This window comes from Rheinheimera sp. (assembly GCF_036782235.1).
Lineage (GTDB): Bacteria > Pseudomonadota > Gammaproteobacteria > Enterobacterales > Alteromonadaceae > Pararheinheimera.
In genome coordinates this window covers 65,909-81,455 of sequence record NZ_DAIPZL010000014.1, presented here as the reverse complement: position 1 = coordinate 81,455, position 15,547 = coordinate 65,909, and the positions used below count along the sequence as shown (strand labels likewise).

Below are 15,547 nucleotides of genomic sequence, written 5' to 3'. Positions count from 1 at the left end.
AGTACTCGGCTACGAACCGAGCGGTCGGAGGTTCGAATCCTCCTGCGTCCGCCATTAAACCTGCCTAGAGCAGGTTTTTTGTTTTCTACAATCCGGCAATCGCCAGAGGCTCATGCGTTCATCCGGCAAGACGCAAAATTGTTTGCGTCTTGAGATCCCGAATTCACCCCTGTAGAAAATCCCTTCGGGACCAGCTAAAGCTGTCCACAAAACGGCAGGATAGCCGTTTTGCACAACTTAGTTGCCGAAGGCGAGCTACATGGATGTGGCGAGTGTAAAACGCTCCGGGCGTTTTTGTGTTTTTGCGTCCACCGGCCTTTTGCAGAGCAAAAGGCGTTCAGACGGCATGATGCCGGATTGCCGGCATCATGAAATCCCGTCTTCACCCATTAAACCTGCCTAGAGCAGGTTTTTTGTTTTCTACATCCCTTTAGAAAGTCCCTTCGGGACCAGCTTCGCTGTCCACAAAACGGCAGGATTGCCGTTTTGCACAGCATAGCTGCCGGAGGCAAGCTACATGGATGTAGCGAGTGTACAAGATTCCAGACCTTGTTGTGTTTTTTACAATCCGGCAATCGACAGAGGCTCATGCGTTCATCCGGCAAGACGCAAAACTGTTTGCGTCTTGAGATCCCGGATTCATCCAGCCTTTTGCAGAGCAAAAGGCGTTCAGACGGCATGATGCCGGATTGCCGGCATCATGAGATCCCGTCTTCACCCATTAAACCTATTGATTGAGTTACCAGCGCCTTGAGCTATTCATTCATAACACTTTGTATTTTGTAGATAAAGCATCTGCATCAACACTTGTGACGCTGCTGCTGTGCCGGTTACACTGCCTTATCAATAGAAAATGGAGTTGATCAATGAGATTGCAGTTCGCCTGCTTGATGCTGGCAACCTTAGTGTCTGCTTGTGGTGGTTCAGCCAGTTCGGAAGTGGAGTCCTCGGCTTTACCTGATTTGAGTTATCAGCTTGCCATTGAGCTGGTGCTGACAGATGAAGGCTATACCGGCAACACCGGACTGCTGTATGGCGGTAGTTTGCAGCTGTGGCGGAAAAACCAGGCACTGGCTTTATCCGGCACCGATCATCTGGAAATCCGTAACCCTTTAACCAGAGTCAGCGAAGCCTCAATTGCAAATAACCCTGACACCATGCGTTGTTGTGTATTGAGCGACGTCATGCCGGAAAAAATTACCGAACAAAGGTTACAACGGCCGCAGTTGTTGTTCTGGCGTTTGAGTAATGTGGAAGACAGTTTTATGTTAACCCTGCCGCCGACCATTTTGTTGCCGGAATTTCGCTTATTACAGGCAACAGATTTTGGCTACAAAACAGTAGGCAACGGCACTATGCATTTTTATTGGGCAGCCGATGATTATCCAACCCAGCTGGTGATTGAGCAGCCGGATGCTCAGTGCCCAGTTGGGCAAAACCCGGTACGGCTGGTGCGCAGCACCACAAAAAATCAGCTGCTGATCCCCCAGTTTGAACTGGGAGCCTGTAAAAGTAAGCTGTTAAAGGTCAGTTTTAACCGTGTGATGGCGCAAAACTACCGCACTACTATTCAGAATGCCGAAGTGACAGGCACTGTCACCGTCAGTCGTGTCCTGAATTTAACCCTGCCAGACTAAATCCTGCTTGCAAGCACGGGGGCACAGCCTGCTGTGACCTTGGGCTGCTGGCTGTGGCCTCACAGCCTTGTTTGATTGCAGTTACAACTGCGCGCCAACCACAGTTATTAGTCTGACCTTTTTGTGGTTTTATCGCCATTTTTTGTGACGCTTGCCACAGTTTTTGCCCGCAGCTAAAGGCCGGAACGCGACAGGGCGCGCCCTGGCACAAAACAGCGGCGTTTTTGTCAGCCAGCTACAACCTCTGGCTATCTGGATTTCTTCAGAGCCTTGTGTTCTGATGAGGCGCTACTTTTTGGGGGTTGTATGTTGTACACAAAAATAAAATCAATAAAACAAAAGATCTTACTGACAGTTGGCGGCTCAACCGCCGTGCTTTTTGTCCTGGCCGCCATTTTTGTGGTCAGTCACCTGGCCAGTCAGACCCGGCTGCAGGTGGAGTCGGATGTGGACGCGCTGATGCAAAAAGAGGCGGTGTCCGTTGGCAAATTTTTTGCAGGTTACGCTCAGGTCGCCCGCACTTTTTTACATGCGCCGCAGTTCCAGCAATGGTTTGTGAATTACCCCGGGCGTGGTACTGAACTGAATGGTTTGGCCGGCTACGAGCAGATCAACCAGACCTTTAAAACAGTCAGTGGCAGTGATGAAGCCATTTTGTCGGCTTTTTTTGCATTAACCCGCTCTGATGAATATTTCCGTGAAGATTCGCGTACCGGGGTGGATAAAGAAGGCCCGAACGCCGGTGATGTCACCAAAGGTTATTTTGCCAGCCAGCGTCCCTGGTATCAGGAGACGATGAAACACAACGCCTTCTTTTTAGGTTCACCTTCAGCCGATTTTACCACCGGCATTGTGTCGGCCGTGGTGGAAGGGCCGGTGTATTTGCCCGATGGTACCCTGCTTGGGGTTGGTGGTGTGGATCTGCATATTAATAAAGTGGGTGAGCAGGTAGATACCATTCGTTACCATGGTCAGGGGTTGCCCTTTTTACTGGACGATAAAGGCCAGATAGTGCATTTCCCAACCCAGCAAGGTTTTGAAATTAAAACCAATGATGCTATTGCTGCTTTTGATCAGAAGATCAGTGAAACTTCGGGTTTTACCGCAATAGCCGATGCGGCCAAAGCAGGGAAAGCCGGCTTTTTCCCGGTGCGTTTTCAGGGCGCACGCTATTACGTAGCGCTCGAGCCGGTCAAACTTGATTTCCCGAAAATGGCCTGGTTAGTGGGCATGTTAGTGCCGGCGGAGCTGATTGACGGCCCGATTCAGACGTCGATCAGTTGGGCGTTATTCGCTACGTTGCTGATGCTTGGCATTATTACCGCGATGATTTTATTAAGTACCGGCCTGATTACCAAACCTCTGACCGACTTAACCGCTGCGATGCAGGACATTGCCAGTGGCGATGGAGACCTCACCCGAACCATCAATATTGACCAGCAGGATGAAGTGGGGGCTTTAGCAACACACTTTAATACCTTTGTTGGCAAGTTACGCCAGTCGCTGCAAATGACCCGCCAGCAGGCCCATCAGGTGCAAAGCTCCAGTCAGCATTTAAATCAGGTGGCCGGTTTAACCAATCAGGAAATTCAGCAAAGCAAACTGCAGATAGATTCGGTGTCTGCTGCCGTCACCGAAATGGCGGCTACGGTGCAGGAAATCAGCCAGAATGCTCAGTCGACCAGTGAAGCTGCAGCCCATGCCCAGCAGCAGGGGCAGGACGGCTTTAAGTTGTCTGAACTGGCGGTGCAGGATATGACCGAGCTTGACAGCAGTATGCTGGAGGCCGTGCAGGTGGTCATGGGGCTTGCCAAAGAATCGGAGAATATCGGTACTGTGGTGGATGTCATTAAAGGTATTGCTGAACAAACCAACTTGCTCGCGCTTAATGCGGCTATTGAAGCGGCGCGTGCCGGCGAGCAGGGCCGCGGTTTTGCCGTGGTGGCTGATGAAGTACGCTCCTTGGCCGGACGCACCCGCGACAGCACCGACGATATCCGCCGTATGGTGGAAAAACTGCAGCAAATTGCCAAACAAGCGGAAACTGTGATGCAGCGTGGCCGTAGTCAGACTGAAGTCAGCACTGAGCGGGCGCAGGCTATGCAGCAGGCGTTGTCGGCTATCAGTCAGGCTATTGTTGTGGTGCAGCAGCAAAGTACCCAAATAGCCGTTGCCACTGAACAACAAACCATAGTGGCCGATGATATTAACCGCAGTTTGCATGCGATCACGGCTTTGGTGGATAACACTGCTGGCCACGCGACTGAACTGACGGCAGAAGCCGCAGCGCTGAACGGTTCGTCCAGCGAACTGCGTCAGGTGGTGGCACAATTTAAAATCTGAGTAAGCTCAAAACTCAGGGTGGCTTAGTCTATGGCTGTACGCCCTGAGGTTTAGTCTGAAATGTGTAGCAAGTTTTTATCCGATGCCGGCCCTGTGGGTCGGCCATTCATTGTGCTCAAGGTGCCTAACGCTGCTGAATATAAAATTCCAGCTTTTTACTGATATTGTTTTGCTGATGCTGGCGCGTCAGATATTGATTAAAACCACGCAGGTAAGGTTGCCAGTTGGGGTGAAATGCCACCCGCAGTGCCACTTCACCAAAATATTCAGGGGATTGATACAGCGACAAATCAGCAAACTGGTGCTGTTGCAGCCAGCGCGCCACATGCTCGTTGATATAAGCGTAATCACAACGACCACTTTGTAACATTTTCATTTGCGCCAGTTCGCTCGAAGCATCAACCCTGGTGGCGTTGTGTTGCCGGAAAAAGGGTTCAAGTACTTCATAAACATAATATTGCCGGGTACAGACGGATTTTCCCGCCAGCCAGTCTTTGATGCTGCTGCCGCTGGCAAAAGGTGTTAAGGCAAATAAATAATCGCGGTGTTGTAACACGAGATCGGAAAAAATCAGCTGCTGTGGTTTTTGAGTCCATTCAGGCGCAAGCAGCATGGCGTCCACATCACCACTGTATAACCTGTGCTCGGCGCCGCGCCTGTTATCAAGAACAAATTCCAGTTTTACTTTTTGTCCGGAAAAATGCTCTTCCAGTAACTCAGGTACCAGGCCAACCACTTTGTTTGTCTGCTGATCCACATACATATAAGGTGGCACCTGCGGGTAATACAGCACAAACCGCAGTTTCTCGGCGGCCAAAGTGCAGAAGCTGATGTGAAGACTCAGGCAACAGAGCAGGGCTGTACCTTGCCGGCGAAATCTGACCATAGCGCTACTCCCTGCCACTGTGAACTGCGGTTCGCTTATTCTGTTTGATTATTCGCTGTTGTTGGCATAACAACAAGTCTGTTTTTGCTGATATTTTCAGCGATTTTTTGTCTGGCCGCTGCAGATAAAAAGTTAAAAAAATGAAAAATGTTAAAGTCTTTAACTTTTCACAGTTCTCCGTTACTATCGGTGCAATGGAAAAATAAAAACAAAATAAGGATGTTTTACTTTTTCAAGAGTCATTCCGATGTTTAGGCAGTATCTTTTTGTATTTTCAACGCTTTTTTTAAGTATTCACAGCAAGGCGGCCACCAGTGACTGGGAGCAGGCCAAACATGAACTGCACACTGCGCTGCAATTTGTTCACAATTCCAATCTTTATTTTCAGCCCTCTGTTGTGGTGGCCGATGAAAAACTGGTTGCCTCAGTGCAATACCATTGGCTTGAGCTGTTTGAAGGTTATGCTGTTGCTGTCCCGTTAAGCATCAGTTCCAGCCATTATGCCGACCAGTCTGGCCTGAGCAGCACAGATCACCGGCTGGCGCCTGCCGTGAAGTTGTTTTTATCGGATGCTGTTGATATTACCGTGCAAAGCCAGTGGCAACGTGAATTAGCGCGTGCCGGTTTTGGCAAAGGCGAGTTTCTTGACCCTGCGGCCCAAAGCCTGACTGACGAACACAAGTCGCTCGAGTTGTCATTACAACTGGGGCGCTCACCAGACAAACAACAACTGACCCTGAGTGCCGGCCGCGACTTGCGCCAGCAAACTATTCAGCAGCAGCCAGAGTCGCAGCTGTTATTCACTGAGGCTCATGCTGCATTATTTACTTCACAACAAGGCAATTTTGTCAGCGCAAATTACGGCCATCGCCTGAATGAAAATAGCAGTCTGTTAGCACAGGCAGCAATCCGGCGTGAACAGCAGGGTGTTGTACCGTCCGAGCTGTATCAGCTGGGCGCTGGCTGGTCGACCCATTATGCCGGTAGCCAGCAGTTTCAGTTTGTGGCAGGCCAGTTCAGGCGTGACACTGCGGGACAACAAAGCAACGGTTATTATTGGCAGGCCAACAATCTATGGCAGATCTCCAGACAATGGCAGCTTGACCTGGTCACCAGCCGCAACTCGGTGTTGTCTTACGCCACAGCCAGTGTCAGTCAGCTTGAAACCCGCACTGGCGTGACTTTGGGTTATCAGTGGAATGACGCCCATCAGATTGCACTGTCATCGTCACACAACAAAGCGCGGCTGGACGAGCAGCAGTTACAAAAAACCAGGCTGGAGCTGGCGCTGCGCTGGCAGTGGCAGCTTGGTAGCAACTGGCAACAACAACTGCAGTTGCAGGGAGCGCGGCTTGCTCAACCTGCTATGCCGGATAAAACCGCCACTGAATTGTTCTGGCAGGTGAGCCGGTTATGGTAAAGCTGCTGTGTTTGGTTGTTGCAATGTTCAGCCCGGTACTGCTGGCACAGGCTGCTTTATCTTTGCAGGGTTATCAGTTTGGTCCTGGTGATACCATTAAAATCAGTGTCTATCAGGAAGCGGACTTGTCGGTCACAGCTCAAATCAGCCAACAGGGGTTTATTGATATGCCGCTGCTCGGCAGCGTCAAAATGACAGGTTTAACCCAACAACAGGCCAAAGAAAAGCTCGAAGCGCTGCTGCGGGACGGTTATCTGGTGTCGCCCAGTGTGTCTATTACTGTCGACAGTTACCGGCCGTTTTTTATCTATGGTGAAGTACGAAGCCCGGGTTCTTATCCTTATCAGCCTGATATTACCCTGGAGCAGGCTATCGCCTTGTCCGGTGGTTTGCAGGACAGAGCCTCGCGCAAACAGTGGCATATTCAGCGTGGCGTCGACAAAACTACCTTTGTTGCAACTGCAGACACCATCATTCTGCCCGGTGATGTGATCAAAATAGACAAGAGTTTCTTTTAATGGGCCAGCAGCACCAACCACAACGACAAGGGCAAGGCAGTGACGTGATTGAACTCAGCGTCATTCTGGCTATTTTGTCGGCAAGACGCTGGTTGATTGTGCTGATCACACTGTTGGTGTTTAGTCTGGTTACAGCGCTGGTGGCGCAGTTGCCTTCGATGTTCCGCGCTTCCACCACACTGATGGTCAAAGGTGTACTGGCGTCCAATCCACTGCAATCTTTATTACCAGGCGGTGGTGGCGACAATGACGGTCTGGACACCCAGATCAAACTCTTGACCTCTGCCCAGTTTGCCCGAGACGTGGTCAGTCAGTTGCCGGATGATTTGCAGTTGGGCTTGCCCGATGATTTACGCCGTGATGACGCCCAGGCGCTGCTGGCTGGTTTGACGGTTCTTTCGGTGCCTAAAACCACCTTGCTGGAAATTTCTTTTGTGCATTACAACCCTTATATTGCCAGCGAAGTGGTGAATCTGGTGGCCAGTCGTTTTATGGCGTATCAGACGGGCTTGATGCAACAACACAGCCATCAGGCCAGCGATTTACTGCGCCAGCAACTGGAGCAGGCCAAATTGCAGCTGGCTCAGGCCGAAGAACGCCTGGCTAAGTTCCGGCAGCAACATCATATTATTGATATTCATAGTGACGTGGAGCTGGCCAGACAGGAAATAGTGCAGCTGGCACTGGAAAAACGTGAGCTGAACCGTCAGCTGCGTGAACTTGAGGTGCTGTTACAAAAAGTTCGTCAGGAGCAGGATTTTCTGCAGCTGAGCAGTGTGCCGGAGCTGCGCTCTGCGCCTTCAATTGCCGCATTACAGCAGCAGTTATCGATGTTACAGGCCGAGTTTGCCCAGCTTAAACTCAGTTATCTGGCCAAACACCCAAGGTATATTGCCGCCGAGAAAAAAATTGAAGTGGCCACCGGCCAGTTAAAAGCAGAAGTGGACAAACTGATCGGTAACTTCAGTACCCGCCATGCCGAATTGCTGCAGTTATTACAACAAACCGAGCAGCGAGCCCTTGGTGCCAACCAAAAACTCGAAACCCTGGTGGATGTGGCGCAACATCATAAAAAACATGAAGCCGATATTCAGGCCAGTCTGGCGCTGTTAACCACCCTGAGCGATAAACTCAAAGAAAGTCAGTTACTCAAAGACATTAATAAAAGCTCCAGCATTATTGTGGTGGATCCGGCCAATGTGCCCAGTCAGCCGATAGGTCCAAAGCGGCTGTTATTGTCGGTGGCGGCATTTTTAATCGGATTTATCGGCGCGGTTTTTCTGGTGTTATGCCTGCATTTTTTTGCCGATGTCACCGCCAAGTACCGCCAGATTGCCGCCCGTTTTGGCTTTAAGCTGATTGGTGTGGTGCCGCAAATCCGGGTGAAGGGCATCAATAAAAATTTGCCGGTGGTACAGCAATCGGGCAAACAATATACGTTGTATCAGGAGTATATCCGCTCAATCCGCACCAATATTTTGCTGGATAAAAAGTTGTGTCAGCAAAAGTTACTGGCCTTTACTTCAATAGCGCCGAATGAGGGAAAATCCAGTATTTGTCTGCAACTGGCCAAATCTTTTTCTGAGCTGGAGCGGGTGATAGTGATTGATGCCGATTTACGTTTTCCGGCGCTGGCCGAAGCGCTGGGCGAAAATCCGCACAGGCCAGGGCTAACCAACTTATTGGCAAAAACTCATAGTTTTGAGCAATGTGTGTTTTACAGCAAAGAGCTCAATGCTGATGTCTTGCCCTCCGGGATCCGGCCGATGAATCCGCTGTTGTTTTTATCCATGCCCAGATTTGACGCCATTCTCAAAGTGCTGGCGAAAAAATACGACAGGGTCATTATTGAATGTCCGCCAATTTTATCGGTCAGCGACGCTATGGTGGTGGCTAAATCAGTCGGACAGCTGGAGCTGGTGGTGGATGTGAAAAAAACACCGCTGGTGGATTTTGCCCGCAAGCTTGAGCTGCTGGAACAATCCGGTGTGGCGCTTGGGGGTATTATTTTAAATCGGGTGAAAAACGACACGTCCAATTATTACGCCACCGCAGCCACCCGTGCCAAACAACCCTCGGCGCTGCAACTGATGCTGCAAAATAATCTAAAAAGAGCTTAACCGGCAAAGCTGCACAGCTTTTTACCACAGCAGTACCGTCAGTAAATAAACAACCTCCTATGAAGGTAGGCAATAAAAAAGCCCATCTGTTGATGGGCTTTGGTCTGAGTACTGAATATTCGACACTGGCGAATTTTACGCCGGTATTAATGACCTTGTTTTAATAAATCAGCAGACAAGGTTAATTCTTCGTTTTTATTAACACCCACACCACGGTCAATGACGTTTTTGGCAATTTGTTTGGCTTCTTCCAGCGAATGCATCTGGTAAGTACCACACTGGTACACATTTAATTCCGGAATTTCAGACTGTTGTTGCACTTTTAAAACATCAGCCATCGCAGCTTTCCAACTGTCGGCGACCCTTTGTTCGTCCGGAGTGCCAATCAGGCTCATATAAAAACCGGTGCGACAACCCATAGGGGAAATATCGATAATTTCCACACCATTGCCGTTTAAGTGATCACGCATAAAACCGGCAAATAAATGCTCCAGGGTATGAATACCTTTTTCTGACAGAATTTCCTGATTTGGCACACAAAAACGCAAATCAAATACAGTAATGGCATCACCTTTTGGTGTGGTCATGGTTTTGGCAACCCGCACGGCAGGCGCTTTCATAATGGTATGGTCAACGGTAAAACTATCGAGTAATGGCATCTTGGTCGTCCGGAAAAATAAAAAAACAGATAACAGGATTATACCCAGCTACGTCATGGCAAGCGAACTGGATTTGCTGATTTTCCATCAAAGCGCGCCTGGTTGAGTCCTCACAGCGGCTAAAATCCGCTTTTATGTCAATTTCTGAAAAAATTTAGCTGAATAACCTTGAATCGATCAGGGATTAACCCCATTAACCGGTCAACACAATTTTAATTGTTCGAATTTAAGAGCGGAGTACATCATGGGTAGAATTATTGGTATTGACTTAGGTACAACAAACAGCTGTGTTGCCATTTTAGACGGTGACCAACCTCGCGTGATCGAAAACGCTGAGGGTACCAGAACTACACCTTCTATCATTGCTTATGCGGAAGACGGTGAAGTGTTAGTGGGCCAGCCTGCTAAACGTCAGGCGGTTACCAACCCAAAAAATACTTTATTTGCGATTAAACGTTTAATCGGTCGTCGTTTTGAAGACGCTGAAGTACAACGTGACATCAAAATCATGCCATACCAGATTGTCAAAGCAGACAATGGGGACGCCTGGGTTGAAGTCAAAGGCAAAAAATTAGCAGCACCACAAATTTCTGCTGAAGTGCTGAAAAAAATGAAAAAAACCGCTGAAGATTATCTGGGCGAGCCAGTTACTGAAGCTGTTATCACAGTACCAGCCTACTTTAACGACGCACAGCGTCAGGCCACTAAAGACGCCGGTCGTATTGCTGGTTTAGAAGTAAAACGTATTATCAACGAACCAACAGCAGCAGCGCTGGCTTATGGTATGGATAAGAAAAAAGGCGACACCAAAGTTGCAGTGTATGACTTGGGTGGTGGTACTTTTGATATCTCGATCATCGAAATTGATGACGTTGACGGCGAACAAACGTTTGAAGTGTTATCGACCAACGGTGACACCCACTTAGGTGGTGAAGACTTCGACTCACGCGTGATTAACTACTTAGTAGACGAGTTCAAAAAAGAGCAGGGCATTGACCTGCGTAACGACCCACTGGCGATGCAACGTTTAAAAGAAGCCGGTGAAAAAGCCAAAATTGAACTGTCTTCAGCGTCACAAACTGAAGTGAACCTGCCGTACATCACTGCTGATGCGACAGGTCCAAAACACTTAAACATCAAAGTAACCCGCGCCAAGCTGGAATCTCTGGTGGAAGACTTAATTCAGCGCACTATCGAGCCGCTGAAACAAGCATTAAAAGACGCTGGTTTATCGGTCAGCGACATCAATGACATCATTCTGGTGGGCGGTCAGACGCGGATGCCAAAAGTACAGGAAGCAGTAACAGCTTTCTTTGGCAAAGAACCACGTAAAGACGTGAACCCGGACGAAGCTGTTGCCGTTGGTGCTGCAATTCAGGGTGCTGTACTGTCAGGTGACGTAAAAGATGTACTGCTGCTGGACGTAACCCCTCTGTCTTTAGGTATCGAGACTATGGGTAGCGTGATGACAGCGCTGATTGAGAAAAACACCACTATTCCGACCAAAAAGTCGCAAACTTTCTCAACAGCAGATGATAACCAGTCAGCCGTAACTATTCACGTGCTGCAGGGTGAGCGTAAACAGGCTTCTGCCAACAAGTCGCTGGGTCAGTTTAACTTAGAAGGTATTCGCCCGGCCCGCCGTGGTGAACCACAAATTGAAGTAACTTTTGACTTAGACGCCGACGGTATTTTGCATGTGTCTGCCAAAGACAAAGACACTGGCAAAGAGCAGAAGATCACCATCAAAGCTTCTTCAGGCTTAACGGATGAAGAAGTGGAACGTATGGTGCGTGACGCTGAACTGAACGCTGAAGAAGACAAAAAGTTCGAAGAATTGGTGCAAACCCGCAACCAGGCTGACGCTTTAGTGCATGCTACCCGCAAGCAGATTGAAGAAGCCGGTGCCAACTTAGCCACCAATGACAAACAGGAAATTGAAGCTGCTATCAGCGCGCTGGAAGGCGTGATCAAAGGCAGTGACAAAGCTGAAATTGAAGCCAAAACTCAGGCGTTACTGCAGGCAGCGCAAAAACTGCAAGCCGCAGCACAACAAGGCCAGGCCAATCCGGGTTCGGCAGACAATGCCAAAAACGCCGGTGACGACGTGGTTGACGCTGAGTTTGAAGAAGTTAAAGACAAATAATATTTGTCTGGTGAGGACCGCTGCTTTAAGCTGCGGTTTTTCCCGAGTTAGTCAGAGTGCACACACTCTGGCATAGCGACCGCTCTGGCGGTCGCTTCTCTATCCGCTCACACAACCTTGAAGCAGCATTATGTCAAAGCGTGATTATTATGAAGTCCTGGGCGTTGCCAAAGGCGCCGATGACAAAGAAATCAAAAAGGCTTATAAGCGCCTCGCGATGAAATATCACCCTGATCGCACTCAGGGTGATAAAGCGATGGAAGAGAAGTTTAAAGAAGTACAGGAAGCCTACGAAGTTCTGTCAGATGAGCAGAAAAAGGCAGCCTATGACCAATACGGTCATGCCGGAGTGGATCCAAACCGCGGTGGTTTTGGCGGTGGCGGCGCTGATTTTGGCGACATTTTTGGTGACGTCTTTGGTGACATTTTTGGGGGGGGGCGTCGTGGTGGTCAGTCGCGCGCTCAGCGTGGCTCCGACTTACGCTACAACCTGGAAATGAGCCTGGAAGACGCTGTGCGCGGCAAGTCGGTTGATATTAAAGTACCAACCTGGGTGAGCTGTGACAGTTGTGATGGTTCTGGTGCCAAAAAAGGCACTCAGGCGAAATCTTGCCCAACCTGTCATGGCGCCGGTCAGGTGACCATGCGTCAGGGCTTTTTTGCCGTACAGCAAACCTGTCCAACCTGTAGTGGCCGCGGCAAAATTATTCCTGATCCATGTACTAAGTGTCATGGGGAAGGCCGGGTGGAAAAAACCAAAACACTGGCGGTTAAAATTCCGGCCGGAGTCGACACTGGCGACCGTATCCGCTTAAGCGGTGAAGGGGAAGCGGGCATGCACGGCGCGCCTTCAGGCGACTTGTATGTGCAGGTGCATGTGAAAGATCACCCGATTTTTGTGCGTGACGGCAATAACCTGTCCTGTGAAGTGCCGATCAGTTTTAGCATTGCCGCTTTAGGTGGTGAAATTGATGTGCCGACCCTGGATGGTCGCGTCAAGCTGAAAATCCCGGCGGAAACCCAAACCGACAAAATGTTCCGTTTGCGCGGCAAAGGGGTGCAGTCGGTGCGCGGTGGTGGTGTTGGCGATTTGGTCTGTAAAGTGGTGGTGGAAACGCCGGTCAACTTATCAGACAAACAAAAAGACTTACTGCGTCAGCTTGATGAAAGCTGGGCAGGTGAGAGTGAAGCGCGGCACAGACCCAAATCCAAAGGCTTTTTTGATGGTGTAAAAAAGTTTTTTGATGATTTAACAGGTTAAGTTCTGCATCACCGCCAGCTTCTGCTGGCGGTGTTGTTTTGAGTCTTTGTTTTAAAAAGTTGCTTTCAGGGTTTATGACCAACAGTTTTCAGTTGCGGTTCAGCGCGCCAGGGTTAAAAACTGCTCTGAGTGCGGCGCAGTTGGCATGACACTGAATTCAGAAACATCGCTGCTGTTTTTTCCTACTTTATATTCAATAATTTGATCATCACCGGATTTAGATATTTAACCCGAATTATCAGAACACAGAAGGGAGCCCCATGTTCACATTGTCCAAATTAAGGTTAAAACAATTGTCTGTCAGCGTTTTAGCGATGATGCTGCTCGGATCTTGCGCCGAGTCGCCAACAGGGCGGCCGCAGCTGATGTTGTTTGACAACAATCAGGTCAGCCAACTTGGCATTCAGACCTTTGAAGAGTTAAAAACTAAAACACCGATCGCTAAAGATAAAAAAACCAACCAGTATGTACAGTGTGTGGCGCAGGCGGTGCTCAAAGTCACACCACAAAAATACCAGGCCAATCCATGGGAAATAGTGGTGTTTGAAAGTGATCAGGTGAACGCCTTTGCTTTACCTGGCGGCAAAATTGGTGTTTACACAGGTTTATTACTGGTGGCAGAAAACCAGCACCAGCTGGCTGCTGTCATCGGCCATGAGATAGCCCATGTGATGGCCGGTCATTCTAACGAGCGTTTATCCAGCAATCAGGCGGTGCAAGCCACTTTAGGCGTGGCCGATGTGGCGCTCAGTGCAATGAACACCCGTTATAAAGCAGAGTTGTCCAGTGCTTTTGGTTTAGGGGCTCAGGTGGGCATTGTATTGCCATTTAGCCGGGTGCATGAAACCGAAGCCGATGTCATCGGCCTGGATTTAATGGCAAAAGCCGGTTTTGACCCACAGCAGTCTGTGAATTTATGGCAGAACATGGCTAAACAAGGCAGCGGTGGTACACCACAAATTTTATCCAGCCACCCGGTGCCGGAAAACCGCATTAAAAAATTGCAGAAGGATATGCCTGCAGCCTTAGCTGCCTATCAAAGCAGGCAAGCACAAGGCAACTTGCCACGTTGTAATAAATAACAACGGCACAAGGTTGCAGCTGCACCAATAAAAAAACCGGCCGTGCCGGTTTTTTTATTGGCTTGGCGGGCTTTTTTAACTTGCGGCTGTAACTGCTTTGGCCTGATGTTTACTGAGCGATATCGCAATTAAAGCTGCAGCTGCCAAAATCAAACAATAATAACTTTGCGTCACCACGTCCCATGGCGACAACGAAAAGCTGGCACCCAACAACAAGGCCTGAGCGCCGTAGGGCACCAGGCCCTGACTGATACAGGAAAAGATATCCAGCAAGCTGGCGCTGCGTTTCGGGCTGATATTATTGTGTTCGGCCAGGTCTTTACTGACATCAGCTGCAATTACAATGGCCACAGTGTTATTGGCAATACAGAGGTTGCTAATAAAGACCAGAGCTGCAATCGCCAGCTGCTGGGCTTTATTGCCTGCCAGCGCCAGTTTGCCCGCCAGTGCGGCAATATGACCGGCTATCCAGGCCAGGCCACCCTGTTGTTTGACAAACTCACCCAGTGCACCCACAAACATCGACAACAGGAAAATTTCCTGCATATTGGCAAAACCTTTAAAAATATCCTTGCCAAGGTTAGCCAGCTGATAATCGGCAAAAAACGCGCCCTGCAAGGCCGCCAACACGATGCCAAGCAGCAGCACCAGAAATACATTCATGCCGGCAATGGCCAGGACCAGAATGGCGGCATAAGGCAAAACGCCAGTCCAGTTAAATTCTTTGACCGTTACAGCGCTGTCAGAACTTGTCAGACCGGCAAACAGCAGCAGTGTAACCAAGGCTGCCGGCATGGCAATTTTAAAGTTTTCGCGGAATTTATCTTTCATTTCAGCACCCTGAGTGCGGGTGGCCGCAATAGTGGTGTCGGAAATAATCGACAGGTTGTCACCAAACATAGCGCCGCTTAATAAAGCGCCGGCCACCAGAGCAGGTTCTAATCCAGCTTGTTGGGATAAACCCACAGCAATAGGGGCTAATGCGCCAATGGTGCCCATTGAAGTGCCCATAGCGGTGGCAACAAGAGCCGAGATCACAAATAAACCAGGCAATAACAAAGTGCCAGGTACCAGGCTTAAACCGGCATTGACCACAGCATCCACACCGCCACTGGCCTGAGCGACAGCAGCAAAAGCACCGGCCAGCAGGTAGATAATACACATGGTAATAATATTGTTATTGCCGGCGCCTTTAACCAGTACATCAATGCCCTGTGCTATCGGCGCGCGCTTTAGCCATACCGCCAGCACTAAAGCCGGAATAATGGCTACAGGCCCGGGTAACTGATAAAACGCATAAGCAACACCCTGGCTCTGCAGATACAGGCCTGTGCCTAAAAATAAAAATACAAACAACAGCAAAGGCAATAACGACAATTTTGCCTGCTGTCGGCTGGTTGCATTCATGAAGGTCTCCATCAAAATCTGGTATGCGCCTTATAATCGCTAAAACAGCTATTATCCGAAGTGCATAT

The 15,547-nt window shown here is 49.3% G+C and carries 12 protein-coding genes; 9 read left to right on the top strand and 3 right to left on the bottom strand.

What is annotated here, in order from left to right; all coding sequences use genetic code 11:
- Positions 1-259 precede the first annotated feature (259 nt).
- The 3 genes from V7P87_RS14145 to V7P87_RS14135 all read left to right on the top strand — a co-directional run bounded on the left by V7P87_RS14145 (position 260) and on the right by V7P87_RS14135 (position 3,980).
- Positions 260-403: a hypothetical protein gene (locus V7P87_RS14145; protein ID WP_333797999.1), complete on the top strand. Its 144-nt coding sequence runs from the start codon at positions 260-262 to the stop codon at positions 401-403.
- A 463-nt stretch (positions 404-866) separates the two neighbouring features.
- The gene (locus tag V7P87_RS14140; RefSeq protein ID WP_333797998.1) at positions 867-1,637 is read left to right on the top strand and encodes a hypothetical protein; all 771 of its coding nucleotides are present in this window, start codon (positions 867-869) and stop codon (positions 1,635-1,637) included.
- Positions 1,638-2,009: 372 nt separating this feature from the next.
- Positions 2,010-3,980: a methyl-accepting chemotaxis protein gene (locus V7P87_RS14135; RefSeq protein ID WP_333797997.1), complete on the top strand. Its 1,971-nt coding sequence runs from the start codon at positions 2,010-2,012 to the stop codon at positions 3,978-3,980.
- Between the two features lie 124 nt (positions 3,981-4,104).
- Here V7P87_RS14135 and V7P87_RS14130 read toward each other — a convergent pair whose 3' ends face one another.
- Positions 4,105-4,866: a substrate-binding periplasmic protein gene (locus V7P87_RS14130; protein ID WP_333797996.1), complete on the bottom strand. Its 762-nt coding sequence runs from the start codon at positions 4,864-4,866 to the stop codon at positions 4,105-4,107.
- Positions 4,867-5,113: 247 nt separating this feature from the next.
- On the opposite strand from V7P87_RS14130, the gene V7P87_RS14125 reads away from it, so the two are divergent.
- Genes V7P87_RS14125 through V7P87_RS14115 form a run of 3 tightly spaced genes read left to right on the top strand, consistent with a single transcriptional unit; the run spans position 5,114 to position 8,924 of the window.
- A complete protein-coding gene (locus V7P87_RS14125; protein ID WP_333797995.1) occupies positions 5,114-6,286 on the top strand; it encodes a hypothetical protein in 1,173 nt (390 codons plus the stop codon).
- Positions 6,280-6,804 carry a polysaccharide biosynthesis/export family protein gene (locus V7P87_RS14120; protein ID WP_333797994.1) on the top strand — a complete coding sequence of 175 codons (525 nt, stop codon included), beginning with the start codon at positions 6,280-6,282 and terminating at the stop codon, positions 6,802-6,804. The genes V7P87_RS14125 and V7P87_RS14120 overlap by 7 nt, the downstream gene beginning before the upstream one ends.
- Positions 6,804-8,924 carry a GumC family protein gene (locus V7P87_RS14115; protein ID WP_333797993.1) on the top strand — a complete coding sequence of 707 codons (2,121 nt, stop codon included), beginning with the start codon at positions 6,804-6,806 and terminating at the stop codon, positions 8,922-8,924. The genes V7P87_RS14120 and V7P87_RS14115 overlap by 1 nt, the downstream gene beginning before the upstream one ends.
- Positions 8,925-9,070: 146 nt before the next feature.
- On the opposite strand, the gene luxS is transcribed toward V7P87_RS14115, so the two are convergent.
- The gene (luxS, locus tag V7P87_RS14110; protein WP_296299784.1) at positions 9,071-9,583 is read right to left on the bottom strand and encodes an S-ribosylhomocysteine lyase; all 513 of its coding nucleotides are present in this window, start codon (positions 9,581-9,583) and stop codon (positions 9,071-9,073) included.
- A gap of 244 nt (positions 9,584-9,827) precedes the next feature.
- Here luxS and dnaK point away from each other — a divergent pair, with 244 nt between their 5' ends.
- The 3 genes from dnaK to V7P87_RS14095 all read left to right on the top strand — a co-directional run bounded on the left by dnaK (position 9,828) and on the right by V7P87_RS14095 (position 14,072).
- Positions 9,828-11,729, top strand: coding sequence for a molecular chaperone DnaK (dnaK, locus tag V7P87_RS14105; RefSeq protein ID WP_333797992.1), 1,902 nt, complete (start codon positions 9,828-9,830; stop codon positions 11,727-11,729).
- A 130-nt stretch (positions 11,730-11,859) separates the two neighbouring features.
- The gene (dnaJ, locus tag V7P87_RS14100) at positions 11,860-12,990 is read left to right on the top strand and encodes a molecular chaperone DnaJ (protein WP_296299786.1); all 1,131 of its coding nucleotides are present in this window, start codon (positions 11,860-11,862) and stop codon (positions 12,988-12,990) included.
- Positions 12,991-13,250: 260 nt separating this feature from the next.
- Complete coding sequence (locus V7P87_RS14095; protein WP_333797991.1) at positions 13,251-14,072, top strand: M48 family metallopeptidase; 822 nt, start codon at positions 13,251-13,253, stop codon at positions 14,070-14,072.
- Between the two features lie 75 nt (positions 14,073-14,147).
- Here the strand turns inward: V7P87_RS14095 and V7P87_RS14090 are convergent, their stop codons facing one another.
- A complete protein-coding gene (locus V7P87_RS14090) occupies positions 14,148-15,479 on the bottom strand; it encodes a Na+/H+ antiporter NhaC family protein (protein WP_333797990.1) in 1,332 nt (443 codons plus the stop codon).
- Between the last annotated feature and the right edge of the window lie 68 nt (positions 15,480-15,547).

Bases quoted from the DNA above. Each gene is read 5' to 3' on its own strand.
- V7P87_RS14145 (WP_333797999.1), top strand. From the start codon at position 260: ATGGATGTGGCGAGTGTAAAACGCTCCGGGCGTTTTTGTGTTTTTGCG.
- V7P87_RS14140 (WP_333797998.1), top strand. From the start codon at position 867: ATGAGATTGCAGTTCGCCTGCTTGATGCTGGCAACCTTAGTGTCTGCT.
- V7P87_RS14130 (WP_333797996.1), bottom strand. From the start codon at position 4,866: ATGGTCAGATTTCGCCGGCAAGGTACAGCCCTGCTCTGTTGCCTGAGT.
- V7P87_RS14090 (WP_333797990.1), bottom strand. From the start codon at position 15,479: ATGAATGCAACCAGCCGACAGCAGGCAAAATTGTCGTTATTGCCTTTG.
- V7P87_RS14125 (WP_333797995.1), top strand. From the start codon at position 5,114: ATGTTTAGGCAGTATCTTTTTGTATTTTCAACGCTTTTTTTAAGTATT.
- luxS (WP_296299784.1), bottom strand. From the start codon at position 9,583: ATGCCATTACTCGATAGTTTTACCGTTGACCATACCATTATGAAAGCG.
- V7P87_RS14120 (WP_333797994.1), top strand. From the start codon at position 6,280: ATGGTAAAGCTGCTGTGTTTGGTTGTTGCAATGTTCAGCCCGGTACTG.
- dnaJ (WP_296299786.1), top strand. From the start codon at position 11,860: ATGTCAAAGCGTGATTATTATGAAGTCCTGGGCGTTGCCAAAGGCGCC.
- dnaK (WP_333797992.1), top strand. From the start codon at position 9,828: ATGGGTAGAATTATTGGTATTGACTTAGGTACAACAAACAGCTGTGTT.
- V7P87_RS14115 (WP_333797993.1), top strand. From the start codon at position 6,804: ATGGGCCAGCAGCACCAACCACAACGACAAGGGCAAGGCAGTGACGTG.
- V7P87_RS14095 (WP_333797991.1), top strand. From the start codon at position 13,251: ATGTTCACATTGTCCAAATTAAGGTTAAAACAATTGTCTGTCAGCGTT.